Source organism: Arthrobacter silviterrae (assembly GCF_011045165.1).
Taxonomy (GTDB): Bacteria; Actinomycetota; Actinomycetes; order Actinomycetales; family Micrococcaceae; genus Specibacter; species Specibacter silviterrae.
In genome coordinates, this window is the sequence record NZ_JAAKZI010000005.1 from 140,581 (window position 1) to 157,397 (window position 16,817).

Sequence of the window (16,817 nt, forward strand, 5' to 3'; positions counted from 1 at the left end):
CACCGTGGAAAAGCGGGAGCTGCGAATTGTGGCCGTGGGGGACGAGCTGGTGGCAGGCGTGGGCGATCCGCGCGCACTGGGTTGGCTGGGCCGGGTCCTGGCGCGCACGCCGCAGGAAGACATCACGGTGGAGCCGTACGTCCTGGCGAACCCCGGGGAAGGCACCGAAACACTCGCTGGGCGCTGGCTGCTCGAGGCCGGCAAGCGTTTCGACGACTTTCATGAAAACCGGCTGGTCATTGGGCTGTCGGGGCGGGACATTGAATACGGGCTCTCCACGGCGCGCAGCCGGCTGAACCTGGCCAATATCCTGGACGGCGCCACCCAGCTGAACATTCCGGTGTTCGTGGTGGGGCCGCCGCCGTCGCTGGATCCGGCCCTGAACCGCAAGCTGGCGGAGCTGAACACCGCTTTTGCCGACGTGACCACCCGCCGCAAGCACCACTACGTGGACACGTTTTCGCCCTTGCAGAACCACGAGCAGTGGCGCAACGACGTTGCCGCCAATGCCGGCGCCCCGGGGCAGGCCGGCTACGGCCTTATGGCGTGGCTGGTGCTGCACCGCGGCTGGTACCAGTGGCTGGACCTCCCCGAAGCCTCCTGACCCTCCCCCGGTTAGGTGCACGCCCACCAGTTATGGGAGACTTGGGGGCAGATCTTTTTCGGATCTTGGTAAATGATTGGAGGCAGCCATGTCAAAGCGTTCACGCAAGCGTCGGGACCGCAAGACCGGCGGCGCAAACCACGGTAAGCGCCCCAACACGTAAGTCCCGGCTTATGATCACAAATGCCCGTCCCGCCGCTTGGCAGGGCGGGCATTTGCGTGAGCAAGCAGACAGCGGCATTAAATACGGTAATTTCCATGCTTATTGCTAGGCTGGAACAGCACCCTGCCCGCAAAGAGAAAGACGCCCATGTTCGCCCTTGTTTTGCTGACCATGCTGCCGTTCATCTGGTTTGGCATGGTGGTTGCCATTTCCTTCATCGAAACCCCGCTGAAATTCCGTGCGCCCGGCATGACGCACGCGCTGGGCGTGGGGATCGGCCGGATCGTCTTCAAGGTGCTCAACAGCGTCGAGGCCGTGGTGGCCGCCGTAATCCTGCTCACGTGGATCCTGCAGCCCGCCCTGGTGTCCCCGCCGGCCGGCCTGCTGCTGGGCCTTGCCATGGCCGCCCTGGCCCTGCAGGTGCTGGTGCTGCGCCCTTCGATGGCCAAGCGCACCAAGGCCCTGTCGGAGACCGCCCTGAAGCACGACGGCGGCACGGCCGTCAGGGCGAAGGTCGGCACCAACACGCACATCGCCTACATAACGTCGGAGGCGCTGAAGGTGCTCGCCCTGCCGGTGGCGGGCATTCTGGTGGTCCTCGCCGTGGCGGCCAGGTAGGCCGTGGACACCGATACGGGCGGCACCGCCCACCTGAACTCCGGCAGAACGGCGTCGAGCCTTCAGGCGTACCAGCCTTCAGGCCCGGGTGGGCAGGAAACGGGGGCACTGGCCGACATCGCGAACCGCGGGGACATCCTGAACCTGGTCAACACGTTTTACACCCGCGCGTTTGCTGACAGCCTCATTGGTCCCATCTTTACCGAGGTGGTTCACATGGACCTGGTGCGGCACATGCCCATCATGGCCGACTTTTGGCAGACGGTGCTGTTCAAGGCGGGGCTGTACCACCGGAACGCACTCAAGATCCACTTCGACATCCATGCGCTGGAGCCGCTGACGCTGGACCATTTCAACCGCTGGCTGCAGTTGTGGACCAACACCGTGGATGCCCTGTTTAGCGGGGAAAAGGCGGAAATGGCGAAAGTCCAGGCCCACTTGATTGCCGGCTCGCTGCACCGGCGGGTGACGGGGCGCCCCGCAAGCCAGTACAGCACCATTTCCATGCGCCCGCAGGAAGGGCAAACCTCAAGGGAAAACGGCTAGACCTCGGCGGGACGGCCCTCGTGGAGGCGGGCCAAAATGGCGGCCTTGAGCGTCTCCGGGGCGGCCTCCTTGCAGGAGCGCTTGACCACGGAGCGGATCACGCACTCGAGGTCGTACTCGTGCGCGCAGTCGGTGCAGCCGTCAAGGTGCGCCTTGATCTCCTTCAGGTCATCGCGTGACAGCGCACCGTCAAGGTACTCGTAAATTCGCCCGATGCGTTCGTCAGCGCAATCGCCCAGGCCCTGGCAGTCGCCCATGGTTAGTTCTCCGTTTCCTTAAGTTCGGGTGCGGCGCCCTTGGCGTATCCGCGTTCCACTGCATAATCGGCCAGCATGTCTCGCAACAGCTTCCGTCCCCGGTGCAGCCGTGACATCACGGTGCCGATGGGGGTGTTCATGATTTCTGATATTTCCTTGTAGGCAAAGCCTTCAACGTCGGCAAAGTACACAGCCAGGCGGAATTCCTCCGGGATGGCCTGCAGCGCACTCTTGACATCCGAATCCGGCAGGTGGTCCAGGGCCTCGGCCTCGGCGGAGCGCAGCCCCTGGGAGGTGTGTGATTCCGCCCGGGCCAGCTGCCAATCCTCAATCGAGTCCGCATTGGACTGCAACGGCTCACGCTGACGCTTGCGGTACAGGTTGATGTACGTATTGGTCAGGATCCGGTACAGCCACGCCTTCAGGTTCGTGCCGGGCTTGTACTGGTGGAAGGCGGAAAACGCCTTGGTGTACGCCTCCTGCACCAGGTCCTCGGCGTCGCTGGGGTTCCGCGCCATGCGCATGGCGGCCGAATACAGCTGGTCAACGTATTGCATGGCGTCGCGCTCAAACCTGGCGCGCCGCGCCTCAACGGACTCGGCGGCAACGTCCACCGTGGCCACATCGAAATTTTCCCGTTGCGCCCCGCCCACAGGCTCGGCAGCGGTGTCAACGGCTTGCTCAGGCTCGGAAATGTTCATCACAGAAGAGTCTACTGTCAGTGCCAGCATTGAAGCCTTTCCGAGTGATGGTTGCGCCGTGCCCGTGCGCGCCTGTTTACCTTGCCCTGTATTCGCTGCCCGGGCCATGCCGGCCCGGTTCCCCGCTATGAATGCAAACCCCTGTACGGCGTCGTCTATTCCGCAAACAGCGCGCCCAAGTGCAAGACTTAGGGGAAGCCGGAACATCCCCGCGCCCCGCCGGGCCGGGAACAGATGTTCGCCGCACCACTTAGGAGGCCTCCTTGTCCGTCATCCGCGCCCTTGCCCGCCCCATGCTCGCTTCGTCCTTTGTCCTTTCCGGCATTGACCGGCTGCGGCGTGCCGATGAAACCGCGCAGCAGCTTTCGCCTGTTTTGGGTCGTTTTTCCGCAGCGCTTCCCGTGAACGCCAGCGAAAAGACGCTGGCGCGTGTCCTGGCAGGCGCCCAGGTGGGTGCCGGCGTGCTCCTGGCGGCCGGAAAGTGCTCCCGCGCGGCCGCCGCAGTGCTGTCGCTGACGGCGGGGCTGACCACCTATGTTGAATACCGCAGCGCCGCCACGGACACCAAGGAGGCCAGGTCGCACCGCCGCAGCCAGCTCGCCAAGAACATCGGCCTGCTGGGCGGGGCCCTGCTGGCCAGCGTGGACACGGCGGGGCGCCCCGGGCTGGCCTGGCAGGCCGGGCAGCTGATCGAGTCCGGCCGGAAGGGCACCTCGAAGCAGCTGAAGAAGGCCGATGCGGGCGTCCGCTCCCTCGCCCACGACGTGACGGGACACTAGGCTTCCATGACCCATGCCCCTTGGCCCGCCCCGTATTCCCCGCAGCCCCTTGACGCCACGGTCACCATCCCGGCGTCGAAGTCGCTGACCAACCGGTACCTGGTCCTGGCGGCCCTGGCCGACGGCGAATGCCGGCTCCGCGCACCGCTCCAGTCCCGCGACTCCGAGCTGATGGTCGGTGCCCTGCGCGCCCTGGGCGCCGTCATCCGCGAAGTTCCCGGCAGCGGTTCGGCCCCCGACCTCGTGGTCACGCCCGTCCCGGCCGGCACGCCCGTGGACGCGGTGGTGGATTGCGGCCTGGCCGGCACCGTCATGCGGTTTGTGCCGCCGCTCGCTGCCCTCCTCAGGGGGCCGGTGACGTTCGACGGCGACACGGCGGCCCGCGTGCGCCCCATGGCACCCATCGTGGCCGCCCTGCAGGGGCTGGGCGTCCGCGTTGCCGGCGCGGAAGACGGATTCATGCCGTTCACCGTGCATGGCACGGGCTCGGTGGAAGGCGGCCACGTGGCCATTGACGCCGGCGCCTCCTCCCAGTTTGTTTCCGCCATGCTCCTGGTGGCGGCCCGCTTTGGCCAGGGCCTGCACCTGGAGCACACCGGGGAGTCCGTGCCCAGCGTGGACCACATTTCCATGACCGTGGAGGTGCTGCGCTCCCTTGGCGTGGAGGTGGATGACTCCACGCCCAGGCATTGGATTGTGCAGCCCGGCCCCATTGCCGCCTTTGACGTGGAGCTGGAGCAGGACCTCTCCAATGCAGGGCCCTTCCTCGCCGCGGCCCTGGCCACGCGGGGCACCGTGCGGATCCCCAACTGGCCGGCCGAAACCACGCAGGTGGGCGCCAAGTGGAGGGAGATCCTCCCCCAGTTCGGCGCAACCGTCACGCTGGCAGACGGCGTCCTGACTGTCACGGGCGGCCCGGATATCCTGGGCGTGGACATTGCCGACACCAGCGAACTGGCGCCGTCCACGGCCGCCCTGTGCGCCCTGGCATCCACCCCGTCCCGGCTGCGCGGGATCGCGCACCTGCGCGGGCATGAGACCGACCGGCTGGCGGCCCTTGTGGCGGAAATCAACGCCCTCGGGGGCAACGCCGTCGAAACCGAGGACGGCCTCATCATCAACCCCGCCCCCCTGCACGGCGGCCTGTTCCGCAGCTATGAGGACCATCGCATGGCCACGGCTGGCGCCATCATCGGCCTGGCCGTGCCGGGCGTGGAGGTCGACGACATCGCCACCACGTCCAAGACCATGCCGGCCTTCCCGCGGATGTGGGCGTCCATGGTGGCACAAACGGCAGCGGCCGGCTAAGGCATGGTACGCGATTACAGCAACTGGGACGAATCCGACGTCAGGGTGCGGGCCAACAAGAAGGGCAGCCGCCCCCGGACCAAGGACAGGCCTGCCCACGAGGACGCCGTCATTGGGCGCATCATCACGGTTGACAGGGGCCGCTACACGGCCATTGTGGACGAGGACCTGCCCGGCGAACGGGTGCTGATTGCAGCCCGCGCGCGGGAACTGCGCCGCTCCCCCGTGGTGGCCGGCGACTTTGTGGCCCTCGTGGGGGACACCTCCGGCACGCCGGACACGCTCGCCCGGCTGGTCCGCGTGGAGGAACGCCGCACCCTGCTGCGCCGCAGCGCCGATGACACCGACCCGGTGGAGCGCGTGGTGGTGGCGAATGCCGACCAGCTGGTCATTGTGGTGGCCGCGGCAAACCCGGAACCGCGCACCGGCTTCATTGACCGCGCACTCGTGGCGGCCTATGACTCCGGGATCGACCCGATCCTGCTTGTCACCAAGGCGGACATCAAGGACCCGGCGGAACTGCTGGCCAACTACGAACACCTCGACATGACAGTCATCATCAGCCGCACCGCGTCTGCCGGCGCCGCCGACGCAGCATCAGCCATTGACGCCCGCAGCGACGACGGGGACTCGGCGCTCCTGGCCGGCGGCGCCGTCGAACTTTTGCGCGGCCACCTGGACGGGAAGGTCAGCGTGCTGGTCGGGCACTCCGGCGTCGGCAAGTCCACCATGGTCAACGCCCTGACCGGCTCCCGGCGGGCCACGGGCGGCGTCAATGCCGTGACGGGGCGCGGGCGGCACACCTCGTCCTCGGCGCTGGCGCTGCGGCTGCAGGACGGCCAGCCGCGTTCCTGGATCATTGACACCCCGGGCATCCGCTCCTTCGGCCTGGCCCATGTGGACGCGGACAGGATCCTGCACGCCTTCCCCGACCTGCAGCCCGGCACCGACAATTGCGAACGCGGCTGCAGGCACGACTCCGCCGCCGTCAACTGCGGCCTGGACCCCTGGGTGGCCGGAGGCCACGCTGGCGACGCCGGCCCCGCCCGCCTGGCCTCCCTCCGCCGCCTCCTGGGCACCAGCACCCGCACGGAAGGCCGCGCCGAAGCCAAGGAACTCGGCAGCACAGGGTAGCCCCGTGGCCGGCACCGTGTACTCCCGCACTATTGCCCCAACTACCGATACGGTGATGGATATGACCACCCCACCCCAGACGTACAACGACGACCTCCGGCTGGCCCACGTCCTGGCCGACACCGTCGACTCGCTGACCATGTCCCGCTTCAGGGCCATGGACCTGCAAATTGAGACGAAGCCGGACCTGACCCCGGTGACAGACGCGGACAAGGCTGCGGAGGAGTCAATCCGCAGCCAGCTCTCCCGCGTGCGGCCGCGCGACGCCGTGCTGGGTGAGGAATTTGGCAGCAGCGGGCACGGTTCCAGGCGGTGGATCATTGACCCGATCGACGGCACCAAGAACTTCGTTCGCGGCGTGCCGGTGTGGGCCACGCTGATTGCCCTGGTCGACGAGGGCCGTCCGGTGGTCGGCGTTGTCAGTGCCCCGGCCCTGGGCAAGCGCTGGTGGGCCGCGGAGGGCACGGGCGCATACATGGGCAAGTCCCTCGCTGCGGCCACGCGCATCCGCGTCTCCAACGTTTCCGAGCTCTCAGACGCCTCACTGTCCTACTCCTCGCTGACTGGCTGGGCCGAACGCGGCAACCGGGACGAATTCATCGGCCTGACCGACGACGTCTGGCGCACGCGGGCCTATGGGGATTTTTGGTCGTATTGCCTGGTGGCCGAGGGCGCCGTGGACATCGCCTGCGAGCCCGAGCTGAACCTGTACGACATGGCCGCGCTGGTGCCCATCGTCACCGAAGCCGGCGGCCGCTTCACCTCGCTGGACGGCGTGGACGGCCCCTTCGGCGGCAACGCGCTGGCCACCAATTCCATCCTCCACACCGACGTGCTGCGCCGTCTGAACCCGGGCTGGGACGACCTCCTGGCCTGACCCTGCCGGCGCACAGCCGGGCTAACTCCGACGGCGGCCACCGTGGTGCAGCGCCGGGTTTCGTAACAAATGCGGAAGCGGCCCGGGTGAGCTACTATTTTTGGCATAGGTCACGAGTGCCAGCGCTAAACCCCGGTTTGCTGGCCGGCAACCCTCCTTTCGCGGCGGGGTGCCCCGGGTGACGACCTGGCCAGGCCGGAGCGGTCTTGGCAAGCGCGGATTTCCCGTCCCGTTCCCCAGCGGCGCGGTGCGGTGAGTCCTTCCTGTGAGGGAGCCCCATGAGTTCTGCCATCCTTGAAAAAGCCCACGCCATTGTTGCCGGCCCAGCCCCCGCCGGCGTTTCAGCCGCCCCCCTGCTGCCCGTGGTGGGCAGCGAACTGGCGGCGCCCCTGATCACGGGCGGCACCACGCGGTACGTGAACCTTGACTACGCCGCGTCGGCACCTGCCGTGGAAGACGTTTCGGCACACCTGGGCCAAATACTCCCGTACTACGCCAGTGTGCACCGCGGCGCAGGATTTGCCTCCCAGGTCAGCACCTCTGTCTACGAGAATGCCCGGCACATTGTGGCTGAATTCCTCGGTGCCCGCGGCGACGACACAGTCATTTTCACCCGGAACACCACGGACTCGCTGAACCTCCTGGCGGGCTGCGTGGCATCGCTGCTGGCGGAGCACGGCCACGTTGACGGCCCCTCCAATGACCATGGCGAGGTGCTGTACCTGGACATTGAACACCACGCGAACCTGCTGCCGTGGCAGGCGCTCCCCCACCGTTCCGTGGTGGCCGGGCACTCGATCGCCGCCACGCTGCACCGGGTGGAAACCCAGCTGCGCGCCGGCAACGTGGTGTTGCTGGCCGTCACCGGCGCCTCCAATGTCACCGGGGAGGTGCTCCCCGTGGCCGAGCTGGCCGCCCTGGCCCACCGGCACGGCGCCCGCATTGTGGTGGACGCCGCCCAGCTGGCCCCGCACCGCCGCATCGACATGGCCCGGGACGGCATCGACTACGTGGCATTTTCCGGCCACAAGCTCTACGCCCCCTTCGGCACCGGCGTGCTGGTGGGGCGCCCCGACTGGCTCGACGCCGGCACGCCCCACCTGGCCGGGGGCGGTGCCGTCAAGGACGTCCGGCTCCAGTCGGTGCGCTGGACGGAAGGGCCGGCCCGCCACGAGGCCGGCTCGCCCAACGTCCTGGGCGCGGCCACGCTGGCCCGGGCCACACAGGTGCTCTCCGCCCTGGACCCCGCGCAGTGGAGGGCCCACGAGGAAGAGCTCCGCACCCGCCTCGTGGCCGGCCTGGAGCAACTGGACGGCGTCACGGTCCACCAGCTCTTTGCGGACGCCGGCACATACCCGGAGTGCGGGAGCATCGGCGTCGTGAACTTTTCAGTCGAGGGATACGACGCCGGCCTGGTGGCCGCTTACCTGTCCGCCGAACATGGCGTGGGCGTGCGCGACGGACGCTTCTGCGCCCACCCGCTGTTGCGGCGCCTGGGCCTGGCGGCCGGTTCGCTGCGCGCCAGTTTTGGCGTGGGTTCGCGGGCGGAGGACGCGGAGCGCCTGGTGGAAGGCGTGGCCGCCCTGCTGCGGGACGGCCTGGGCTGGGACTACGTGGTGGACGCCGGCCGCTGGGTCCCGGGCAACGACTCCCGCAGCTTCCCAGAGTGGGCACCGAATGTGCCCGGCACAGCCGGCGCGGCCCCCTGCTCCACCGATTAGCCAACTGTGCGTCAGAAGTTGCACTCGCATCAACCAATTTCGATTGTTCGGCGTGCAACTTCTGATACATAGTTGCGGTGCACGGTAGAGTGGACCGGCGGAATCGGCACCAGGAGGGCAACACCATGACAGGGCGGGGCGGGCCGGTATTTGACGGCGCACGGCGGATCGAAATGGCTGACGCCTTCCAGGAGGGTGGCGAGCACTACCACCGCGTGCGGCCCGGCTACCCGCCCGAGTCGCTCGAGTGGCTCCTTGAGGGCCGGGACCCGGATGCGGCCCTTGACGTGCTCGACGTCGGCGCCGGCACCGGCAAGTTCACCCAGCTGTTGGACGGACGCGGCTGGCGGGTGACCGCCGTCGACCCTTCCGCCGACATGCTGGCCCAGCTTCAGCGCAACGTCCCCGCCGCAAGGACCCTGGAAGGCACGGCAGAGCACCTTGACCTGGCGGACCATTCCATCGACCTCGCTGTGGCTGCCCAGGCCTGGCACTGGTGCGAGCCCCTGGCGGCCAGCACCGAGTTGGCTCGGGTGCTGCGACCGGGGGGCACGGTGGGGCTGGTCTGGAACCAGCTCGACGTCGGCACGCCGTGGGTGCACCGCCTGGCCCGGATCATGCACGCGGGGGACGTTCACAAGCCCGACTTCCGCCCCCATGTGGGCCCCGAGCTCCGGGGACTTCAGTGCCTGCAGACCCGGTGGGAACAGCAGGCCACCCCGGAGGGGCTGCTGGAGCTGGTCAAGTCGCGCAGCTACTACCTCAAGGCCGGAGAGGCCATCCGGGCCAAGGTGCTGGCCAACCTCCGCTGGTACCTCTTCGACCATCTCGGCCACACCCCCGGCGAAAACCTGGCCCTGCCCTATTTCACGCAAACCTGGCGGGCGCACACCTGAGGCCTCGACATTCGGCAGACTGTGTGCCTATTATTTCGGTGTACCTAAATAAATTATTTAGGATTGTCGAAGGATGGTTCGTTGCTGGACACCGCGAAAGTATCAGCCCGGCAGCAGCGCCGCTCCAGGGGCGGGCTGCTGTATTTGCTGGGCCCCGCCTTCGTCGCCGCCATCGCCTACGTGGACCCCGGCAATGTCGCGGCCAACCTGACCTCCGGCGCCGCCTACGGCTACCTGCTGGTGTGGGTGCTGGTGGCCGCCAACGTCATGGCCATGCTGGTCCAGTACCAGTCAGCCAAGCTCGGTGTGGTGACAGGCAAGTCCCTGCCGCAAATCCTCGGTGAACGCTTCGGCACCACGGGCCGGCGCCTGTTCTGGGTGCAGGCCGAGCTGGTGGTGGTGGCCACGGACCTGGCCGAGGTGGTGGGCGGCGCCATCGCCCTGAACCTGCTGTTCGGCGTCCCCCTGCCCGCCGGCGGGGTCATTGTGGGCGTGGCGTCCATCCTGCTGCTTACGGTGCAGAACCGCCGCGGGCAGCGGCACTTTGAAAGCATCATCATCTTCCTGCTGTTCATCATCACCGTCGGGTTCCTCGCAGGTCTTGTCCTGAGCCCGCCTGACCCTGGGGGCATGCTCGCCGGCCTGGTCCCGCGCTTCCAGGGCGTCAACAGCGTCATGCTGGCGGCCGGCATGCTGGGTGCCACCGTCATGCCCCATGCCATCTACCTGCACTCCCAGCTGGCCAAGGACAGGCACCCTGATGCCCGGCGCACGCCGGAAAACCTCAACCGGGTCATCAGGGCCACCCGCTGGGACGTTATCGTCGCCCTGCTCCTGGCCGGTGCGGTGAACATCGGCATGCTGGTCCTGGCGGCCTCCACCCTGGGCGGGGTGCCGGGCACCGATTCCATTGAGGGGGCGCACGCGGCCATCGTGGCCAACCTGGGACCTGTGATCGGCGTCGTGTTTGCCGTGGGCCTGCTGGCCTCCGGCCTGGCGTCAACGTCCGTGGGCGCCTACGCGGGCGCCACCATCATGCACGGCCTGCTGAAGGTCCGCATCCCGCTGCTGACGCGGCGCCTGGTCAGCCTGATCCCGGCAGTGACCCTCCTTGCGGTCGGCGTGGACCCCACCTGGGCGCTGATTATGAGCCAGATCGTGCTCAGTTTTGGCATCCCCTTCGCCCTGATCCCGCTCCTGCGGCTGACGGCGGACAAAGATCTCATGGGCACCCACCGGGACGCCCTGCCGCTGCGGCTGGCAGCCCTCGCCAGCGTGGCAGTGATCGTGGCACTGAATGCCGTGCTCCTGTGGCTGACCTTCACCGGACAGGCCTGACCCCGGTAGGCTGGATGCCGTGAAGCCAACCCCCACGTCCTCCAGCATTGAAGACTACGTCAAGGTCATTTACTCCTTCACGGAGTGGCAGGACAAGCCCATCACCTCCACCCAGCTGGCCGCCCGGCTCGGTGTGGCCAACTCCTCCGTGTCCGAAATGGTCCGCAAGCTCAAGGACCAGGACCTGGTGGAGCATGAGCCCTACAGCCCCATCCGCCTCACGCGCTCCGGCCTGCGGCTGGCCCTGTCCATGGTCCGGCGCCACCGGCTGCTGGAAACATACCTGGTCCGCGAGCTCGGCTACACCTGGGACGAGGTCCATGAGGAGGCCGAACTGCTTGAACACGCCGTCTCGGAAACGTTCATCCAGCGCATGGCGGACAAGCTGGGCAACCCCACCCGCGACCCCCACGGCGACCCCATCCCGGATGCCGACGGCCACATCACCATGCCGCCGTCGCACCGGCTGGACGAACTTGACGCGGGGCACCGCGGCCGGGTCAGCCGAATCAGCGACCACAACCCCGAACTGCTCCGCTACCTCGATGAACACGGCATCGGTGTGGACACCGAGCTGGAAATTGTGGGCCGCCGGCCCTTTGGCGGCACCCTGGAAGTCCTGGCGGCCCCCGCCGGGTCCAAGGACATGGACCGTGCCGTTCGGCTCGACTTGGGCGACGAGGCTGCGGTTTCGCTGTGGGTGGTCACCGACGGCAGCCACCCCGGCTGCACGGTCCAGGAACTCACGGGCGGTTCCCTCATGAGCCCCCACACAGCCAGCCCGTAAAGCCGGGAGCCGGAGGAAAATTTCCGTGCCCGCAGCTGCGTGGCGGCTATTTGCGCTCAACCACCCAGGACACCGCGAACCACGCAACGGCAACCGCCAGCATGATGACGCCCAAGACCGCCGCCCCGGCGGCGAGCAGTGCGGCAGCTGCCAGGACAAATGCAGCCAGCGACACCGCGGCAACCATTTTCACGGGCAGCCGGCGCGAGCTTTTTGGTGCCATGAAGATGCCCCAGAGCACCACCACAACGGCCGGGACGCCCAGGCCCAGCACCAGGTTCCACGGACTGCCGTGCCGGAAGCCCCAGAAGAGGAAGGCTGCCACCATGCCGATTTCCAACAGAAACCCCACGGCAGCGGCAGCCATCCCGGCGGCGGACATGTTCAGGCCTGCCGCCCCGGCCACCGGCACTTCGGCCCTGCGTCGTCCCATGGTGTCTCCCGGTACTAGTCGTTGAAAGTCTTGGCGGCACGTTCGCGGCGCAGGACATAGCGCTGGACCTTGCCGCTGGGCGTCTTGGGAAGCTCCGGGACAAAGTGCACACGGCGCGGGTAGGCATGCGCGGCAAAGCGGGTTTTCACCAGCTGCTGCAACTCCGCCACCAATGATTCGGAGGCGTCAAACCCTTCGTTGAGGACCACGTATGCTTCCAGGACCTCGCCGCGGATCTCATCGGGCGTGCCAATCACGGCAGCCTCCGCCACCGAAGGGTGGGCCACCAGCGCGGATTCCACATCGAAGGGACCAATCCGGTAGCCCGCCATGATGATCACGTCGTCGTCCCGGGAGGAAAAGTAGAGGCAGCCGTCCGCGTCCCTGCGCCCGGCGTCACCAGTCAGGTACCAGGCACCGCCACCGGCAAAACGCCCGGCAGTCTTATCGGGGGCAGCCACATAGCCGGGGAACCAAAAGAACGGGCTGTCGGCGACATTGATGGCCAGCCGGCCTGCCTCGCCGGCGGAAGCCTGCGTGTCGCCGTCATCGGAGAGCACATCGACGCGCCAGCCCGGGAGTGACACGCCCATGGAACCGGGGCGCAGGGGCGCTGCGAGGCTGTCCAGCCAGGCGTTGCCGGCGACCATGCCGTGTTCCGTCTGCCCGTACTGGTCCCGGACGTCCAGGCCAAAGGCCTCCCGCCCCCACTCGATCACGTCGGGGGTGAGCGGCTCGCCCGCGCTGGATGCCCGGCGGAGCTTGTGCCGCTGCTGCGCTGCGGATCCTGCCCGCAGGGCCCGGTAAACGGTGGGTGCGGCCGCGAAGTTTGTCACCTGGTACCGGTCTAAAACGGCCCAGGTCGTCTCCGGGCTGAAGCCCGCGGCCAGCAGCAGCGAGCGGGTGCCCGTGGCGAGCGGCGCCATCAGGGCAAAGTACAGGCCGTATGCCCAGCCGGGGTCGGCCATGTTCCAAAAGACGTCATCGGGGCGCACATCCAGCCCAAACTCCTGGTAGCCCACAAAGGAGGCCACGGCGCGCAGCGGAATCGGGACACCTTTGGGGGTGCCGGTGGTGCCGGAGGTGAACAGCTGCACCAGCGTGCCGTCGCCGCCCACGGCGACAGGACCGGCGTCGGGCAGGCCCTCGGTGACCGCCTGGGCAAAGGCTCCGCGGCCCTCCACCATCTCGGCGAATGAGGCGTCATAGCCAAACGCCTCGCCGCGGGCCACCACCACGGGCGTGGAGGCATCATTGGGGATCTCCCCCGGCGGGACCAGCTTGCGCCGCTGGTCTGCGTCGCAGATGACGAGCCGGGCCGCCGTGGCCTCCAGGCGGAAGGCAATGGCGTCGTGTGCAAACGCCGTGAACAGCGGCACATCCACGGCACCGAGGCGCCAAATCCCCAGCAGCGCCACCACCAGTTCGGCCGACTTGCCCATGAGCGTGGCCACATGGTCCCCGCGCCGCACGCCAAGGGCGCTTAACGAGGCGGCGAACCGCACGGATTTCTCGCGCAGTTCGCCATATGTCACCTCATCCGAGCCCAGGTCGGCCCGCACCACAGTGAAGGCCACGTTCCCTGCGGGGTGCCTGTCGCACAGCAGTTCAACGGCGTTGGCCCCGGTGCCGCCAAAAGTCTCCAGCAGTTCGAGAACCCTGTCCTGGGAATTCATTCCTTGCACGCTCCCTTGGCCGGCCGCCCGGCCCAACGCCGCGACTGTTGCCTCAAGGCCTTCATATCACGTACACCAACGCCGTGAGGGACTTCCGGACGGGCACGGGCCTTCTAGCCTTCGCAGTCCTTGCAGTACAGCAGGCCATTCTTCTCACGGGCCACCTGGCTGCGGTGGCGGACCAGGAAGCAGGAAGCACAGGTGAATTCATCGTCCTGCGCGGGGATGACCTGGACCACCAATTCCTCATTGGAAAGGTCGGCTCCGGGCAGGTCCATGCCTTCTGCCGTGTCGGAATCCTCGACGTCAATATGCGCCGTCTGTGCACCGCCACGCTGAACCTGGAGCGCCTGCAGCGACTCTGTCTCGTGGTCTTCATCCTTGTTGCGGGGTGCGTCGTAATCCGTTGCCATGCGGTTTTCTAACTCCTGAAGTGCTCGTGGTTGCGGCGGGGTATTTCAGCGCCCCATCCTAGCCCCTCAAAGCTGGATTCGTGCCCTTAAATTCCCAATGTTTTCCCACAGCATAGGGTATGGGCGAGCTGTTTTATTCCAAATGGCCCAAATATCGCCAAAATCACCACTGCATTTCGTGCCCCGTGTGGCAATTCTCACGCCGGCAACCACGTCCGGTGCTGCGCCCCCTGCTCGCCTCCATTCGGCGTGACGGCCTATCCTTGAGGGAACATGCCAAACAACCCAAGCCCCGCCAACCGTCCCCTCAACCGCCGCCAGGTGTCCCAGGCCCTGAACATCCCCCCGGAGATGGCGGCACGCAACGGCATCCCGCCGCGCATGAAGGAATCCGAAGTGGCCGAGCTGGACGCGAACCCGCCGGCCTGGCTGGCCCAGTCCCGCGCCAACTCCACCGGCAAGCGCCCGGTCTGGGTGGAACTGCGCTGCTACGTATGCGATTTCCATGAGCTCGCCCGGCCCAAGAAATGGTGGCCGGAGTTCAGCTTTGTCCTGTGCGATTTTCACCGCAATGACGAACTGCCGCTGCCGCAGGCCGGCTGGCGGCGCAGCGAGTTTGAGGGCGTTGGGAGCCGCTTCCGTGGCATTGTTGACACGGTGGACCCGTAGCGGCACGTCGCCGTCGAAGTGCCCCACCCACTCCCCACAGACAACACAGAGAGGAGCCGCGCCGTGACAGTCCCGTCCAAAAATTTCCAGCAGTGGCTAAACTCCGTGGCCGGAACAGCCAGCCATTCGGCCGTGTGCCGTGCTGCCGGCATCAAGCGCTCAACCCTCGCCCAGCAGCTTGTCAGGGGGCGGGTGTCCGTGGCCACCGTGGCAGCCGTCAGCCGATCGCTCCACCTGCCGGTGGTCCAGTCCCTGTCCACCTTCGAAAAGTACCAGGATCTGGCTGCGGGTGTTCTTCCGCCCACGGACGCGGAGCTGCTCAGCCAGGTCTCGGACACGGATTTGCTGCAGGAAATCCTCTACCGCAGCACCGCTGCCGACAACGGCACGGAAGCCCGGGAGGTCTCGCTGGCCCCCATCCCGCACCGGGTGTCCGTGCGGACGTGGCTTGACGCCGTCGGCCCTGCCGACCTGCGCCAGCGGGCGGCCCGGGCGGCCGGCATCGCCCCCCAAAACCTGTCCACCCAGGTCACGGCCAACCGGCTGACCCCGGAACTGGCCATCCACTGCGCCCGCATTGCGGGAGTCGGGCTTGCCAACGGACTCGTGGCGACCGGTTTTCTCAGCTCGGACGAGGCAGGCTGGATGCCCCATGCACGTGAAGAGCTGTTGCGGCGCACGCCCAACAGCACACTGCTTGCGCTGTCCGCTGAACGCATGGAGGCCCTGGGCAAGACCATGAAGCGCCTGGAGGCCGACGCCGAAGCCGACCAGTCCGTGTGGGAGAACCTCGGATGACGGCCGTCTTGCAGTGGGCTTCGCTGGTGTTCTGTGTTGCCTGCACGCTGTGGCGGCTGCCCGCTCTGGTGAAGGGGCGCAACCGGCGCTTGTTTTGGGTTTTTGCCCTGGTGTCCGTCAGCGTGGCCCTGAGCATGCCGTCGATCTACCTGCCGGTGGACGGCCTGCTGGGCGGGGTCAACCTGGCCAACGTGGCCCTGCGCCTAAGCCTGTTCGCGGCAATCTTTCTGGTGTCCGCGAAAATTGCAGCAGCCTACAAGTCCCCCCTGGCGGCAAAGCTTATCCAGGGTCCGTGGGGCATTTTAGTATTGGTGGCATGTTCGGCAGGCATCCTGACCACGTATTTGCTTTCCGACGTCCGGGGGTCCAGCACTGGCTTGGTGGACTTCGCCGGGCAACCATCCGTCATTGTCTACGCCTGGTTTGGCAGGGCGTACCTGGCCTACGCCGCCGCCTGCCTGGTGCCACCCACGGCACGGGCTGCCCTGACCGGACGCCGAACCTTGAACCGCATTTCCGCGCTGTGCATGTGCGCGGGCTTCACGTTGGGGTGCCTCCCGGCCCTGTTGCAACCTTTGCCGCTGGATCTGTCAGGTGTCTTGGGGACAGTCTCATTCGGTGCCATCCTGCTGGTGGCCATCGGTATGGCACTGGTTTGGGTGTCATTCATGCGCCATCCCGTGAAGCGATGACGTCCCGTGTTCACTTTTCTATTAGTTTCTGACATACTAATGAATGTGTGAACATCACTCGCCGTGAGGCACATGCGATGTCTTTGGGGGTAAGTGGTGGCCGGCAGCAATGCAGCCACCACTTAGTCGTTTAAGGGTCTCCCACGCATGAATCCGGCCGGTTCCGGCCACCGGCCAAGGCCCGTCACGCGACTAATCCCACGATACACTGAAGCGGACTATGGGCGCTGTCAGGCAAACCCTGCCCCATGCATCCGCCCCGGCACACACCCCGTGCCACATGAAAGGTTTTTTGGCCATGTCTGTTGGTGTTTTTGATTTGTTTTCGGTGGGTATTGGTCCGTCGAGTTCGCATACGGTGGGGCCGATGCGGGCGGCGGCGGCGTTTGCGGGCGGGCTGGCTGTCT

The 16,817-nt window shown here is 67.0% G+C and carries 21 protein-coding genes and 1 riboswitch; of the genes, 16 read left to right on the forward strand and 5 right to left on the reverse strand.

The window, feature by feature from the left end; translation table 11 throughout:
* Positions 1–4: 4 nt before the first annotated feature.
* The 4 genes from G6N77_RS04955 to G6N77_RS04965 all read left to right on the forward strand — a co-directional run bounded on the left by G6N77_RS04955 (position 5) and on the right by G6N77_RS04965 (position 1,931).
* Positions 5–604: a GDSL-type esterase/lipase family protein gene (locus G6N77_RS04955; protein ID WP_165180909.1), complete on the forward strand. Its 600-nt coding sequence runs from the start codon at positions 5–7 to the stop codon at positions 602–604.
* Between the two features lie 88 nt (positions 605–692).
* Complete coding sequence (locus G6N77_RS20415; RefSeq protein WP_370875258.1) at positions 693–767, forward strand: 50S ribosomal protein bL37; 75 nt, start codon at positions 693–695, stop codon at positions 765–767.
* Between the two features lie 147 nt (positions 768–914).
* Positions 915–1,385, forward strand: coding sequence for a DUF4149 domain-containing protein (locus tag G6N77_RS04960; RefSeq protein ID WP_165180910.1), 471 nt, complete (start codon positions 915–917; stop codon positions 1,383–1,385).
* Between the two features lie 3 nt (positions 1,386–1,388).
* Complete coding sequence (locus tag G6N77_RS04965) at positions 1,389–1,931, forward strand: group III truncated hemoglobin (protein ID WP_205677996.1); 543 nt, start codon at positions 1,389–1,391, stop codon at positions 1,929–1,931.
* On the opposite strand, the gene rsrA is transcribed toward G6N77_RS04965, so the two are convergent.
* Both rsrA and G6N77_RS04975 read right to left on the reverse strand, forming a co-directional pair.
* On the reverse strand, positions 1,928–2,188 hold the full coding sequence (gene rsrA / locus G6N77_RS04970; protein ID WP_165180911.1) for a mycothiol system anti-sigma-R factor: 261 nt from the start codon (positions 2,186–2,188) through the stop codon (positions 1,928–1,930). The genes G6N77_RS04965 and rsrA overlap by 4 nt on opposite strands.
* Positions 2,189–2,190: 2 nt before the next feature.
* Positions 2,191–2,919: a sigma-70 family RNA polymerase sigma factor gene (locus tag G6N77_RS04975; RefSeq protein ID WP_370875206.1), complete on the reverse strand. Its 729-nt coding sequence runs from the start codon at positions 2,917–2,919 to the stop codon at positions 2,191–2,193.
* Positions 2,920–3,152: 233 nt separating this feature from the next.
* Here G6N77_RS04975 and G6N77_RS04980 point away from each other — a divergent pair, with 233 nt between their 5' ends.
* The 8 genes from G6N77_RS04980 to G6N77_RS05015 all read left to right on the forward strand — a co-directional run bounded on the left by G6N77_RS04980 (position 3,153) and on the right by G6N77_RS05015 (position 11,729).
* A complete protein-coding gene (locus G6N77_RS04980; protein ID WP_165180912.1) occupies positions 3,153–3,668 on the forward strand; it encodes a DoxX family protein in 516 nt (171 codons plus the stop codon).
* A 6-nt stretch (positions 3,669–3,674) separates the two neighbouring features.
* On the forward strand, positions 3,675–4,976 hold the full coding sequence (gene aroA / locus G6N77_RS04985) for a 3-phosphoshikimate 1-carboxyvinyltransferase (protein WP_165180913.1): 1,302 nt from the start codon (positions 3,675–3,677) through the stop codon (positions 4,974–4,976).
* 3 nt (positions 4,977–4,979) lie between these two features.
* Positions 4,980–6,110 (forward strand): ribosome small subunit-dependent GTPase A, encoded by a 1,131-nt coding sequence (gene rsgA / locus G6N77_RS04990; RefSeq protein ID WP_165180914.1) that lies wholly within the window; start codon positions 4,980–4,982, stop codon positions 6,108–6,110.
* A 61-nt stretch (positions 6,111–6,171) separates the two neighbouring features.
* Positions 6,172–6,987 carry a histidinol-phosphatase gene (hisN, locus tag G6N77_RS04995; RefSeq protein WP_165180915.1) on the forward strand — a complete coding sequence of 272 codons (816 nt, stop codon included), beginning with the start codon at positions 6,172–6,174 and terminating at the stop codon, positions 6,985–6,987.
* Positions 6,988–7,095: 108 nt separating this feature from the next.
* Positions 7,096–7,209, forward strand: a riboswitch (SAM riboswitch).
* Between the two features lie 56 nt (positions 7,210–7,265).
* Positions 7,266–8,708, forward strand: a complete 1,443-nt coding sequence (locus G6N77_RS05000) for an aminotransferase class V-fold PLP-dependent enzyme (protein WP_165180916.1) — start codon at positions 7,266–7,268, stop codon at positions 8,706–8,708.
* Between the two features lie 125 nt (positions 8,709–8,833).
* The gene (locus G6N77_RS05005; protein WP_165180917.1) at positions 8,834–9,604 is read left to right on the forward strand and encodes a class I SAM-dependent methyltransferase; all 771 of its coding nucleotides are present in this window, start codon (positions 8,834–8,836) and stop codon (positions 9,602–9,604) included.
* A gap of 81 nt (positions 9,605–9,685) precedes the next feature.
* Positions 9,686–10,942: an Nramp family divalent metal transporter gene (locus G6N77_RS05010; protein WP_165180918.1), complete on the forward strand. Its 1,257-nt coding sequence runs from the start codon at positions 9,686–9,688 to the stop codon at positions 10,940–10,942.
* Between the two features lie 19 nt (positions 10,943–10,961).
* A complete protein-coding gene (locus G6N77_RS05015; RefSeq protein WP_165180919.1) occupies positions 10,962–11,729 on the forward strand; it encodes a metal-dependent transcriptional regulator in 768 nt (255 codons plus the stop codon).
* A gap of 46 nt (positions 11,730–11,775) precedes the next feature.
* Here the strand turns inward: G6N77_RS05015 and G6N77_RS05020 are convergent, their stop codons facing one another.
* From G6N77_RS05020 to G6N77_RS05030, 3 genes are all read right to left on the reverse strand, one after another.
* Complete coding sequence (locus G6N77_RS05020; protein ID WP_165180920.1) at positions 11,776–12,162, reverse strand: YrdB family protein; 387 nt, start codon at positions 12,160–12,162, stop codon at positions 11,776–11,778.
* Positions 12,163–12,176: 14 nt separating this feature from the next.
* Entirely contained in the window at positions 12,177–13,838 is a 1,662-nt protein-coding gene (locus G6N77_RS05025; RefSeq protein WP_165180921.1) for an AMP-binding protein, read from the reverse strand.
* A 113-nt stretch (positions 13,839–13,951) separates the two neighbouring features.
* Positions 13,952–14,251 (reverse strand): DUF4193 domain-containing protein, encoded by a 300-nt coding sequence (locus G6N77_RS05030; protein WP_054011885.1) that lies wholly within the window; start codon positions 14,249–14,251, stop codon positions 13,952–13,954.
* A 273-nt stretch (positions 14,252–14,524) separates the two neighbouring features.
* On the opposite strand from G6N77_RS05030, the gene G6N77_RS05035 reads away from it, so the two are divergent.
* The 4 genes from G6N77_RS05035 to G6N77_RS05050 all read left to right on the forward strand — a co-directional run.
* Complete coding sequence (locus tag G6N77_RS05035) at positions 14,525–14,920, forward strand: hypothetical protein (protein ID WP_165180922.1); 396 nt, start codon at positions 14,525–14,527, stop codon at positions 14,918–14,920.
* Between the two features lie 63 nt (positions 14,921–14,983).
* Positions 14,984–15,718 (forward strand): hypothetical protein, encoded by a 735-nt coding sequence (locus G6N77_RS05040; RefSeq protein ID WP_165180923.1) that lies wholly within the window; start codon positions 14,984–14,986, stop codon positions 15,716–15,718.
* Positions 15,715–16,410, forward strand: a complete 696-nt coding sequence (locus tag G6N77_RS05045; protein WP_165180924.1) for a hypothetical protein — start codon at positions 15,715–15,717, stop codon at positions 16,408–16,410. Before G6N77_RS05040 ends, G6N77_RS05045 begins: the two co-directional genes overlap by 4 nt.
* Before the next feature lie 298 nt (positions 16,411–16,708).
* Positions 16,709–16,817: serine dehydratase beta chain (locus G6N77_RS05050; RefSeq protein WP_165180925.1), on the forward strand; the 109-nt coding region annotated here is incomplete at its 3' end.

Coding starts and splice junctions, on each gene's coding strand:
- G6N77_RS04960 (WP_165180910.1), top strand. CDS start 915: ATGTTCGCCCTTGTTTTGCTGACCATGCTGCCGTTCATCTGGTTTGGC.
- rsrA (WP_165180911.1), bottom strand. CDS start 2,188: ATGGGCGACTGCCAGGGCCTGGGCGATTGCGCTGACGAACGCATCGGG.
- G6N77_RS04975 (WP_370875206.1), bottom strand. CDS start 2,919: ATGCTGGCACTGACAGTAGACTCTTCTGTGATGAACATTTCCGAGCCT.
- aroA (WP_165180913.1), top strand. CDS start 3,675: ATGACCCATGCCCCTTGGCCCGCCCCGTATTCCCCGCAGCCCCTTGAC.
- rsgA (WP_165180914.1), top strand. CDS start 4,980: ATGGTACGCGATTACAGCAACTGGGACGAATCCGACGTCAGGGTGCGG.
- hisN (WP_165180915.1), top strand. CDS start 6,172: ATGACCACCCCACCCCAGACGTACAACGACGACCTCCGGCTGGCCCAC.
- G6N77_RS05000 (WP_165180916.1), top strand. CDS start 7,266: ATGAGTTCTGCCATCCTTGAAAAAGCCCACGCCATTGTTGCCGGCCCA.
- G6N77_RS05005 (WP_165180917.1), top strand. CDS start 8,834: ATGACAGGGCGGGGCGGGCCGGTATTTGACGGCGCACGGCGGATCGAA.
- G6N77_RS05020 (WP_165180920.1), bottom strand. CDS start 12,162: ATGGGACGACGCAGGGCCGAAGTGCCGGTGGCCGGGGCGGCAGGCCTG.
- G6N77_RS05025 (WP_165180921.1), bottom strand. CDS start 13,838: ATGAATTCCCAGGACAGGGTTCTCGAACTGCTGGAGACTTTTGGCGGC.
- G6N77_RS05030 (WP_054011885.1), bottom strand. CDS start 14,251: ATGGCAACGGATTACGACGCACCCCGCAACAAGGATGAAGACCACGAG.
- G6N77_RS05035 (WP_165180922.1), top strand. CDS start 14,525: ATGCCAAACAACCCAAGCCCCGCCAACCGTCCCCTCAACCGCCGCCAG.
- G6N77_RS05045 (WP_165180924.1), top strand. CDS start 15,715: ATGACGGCCGTCTTGCAGTGGGCTTCGCTGGTGTTCTGTGTTGCCTGC.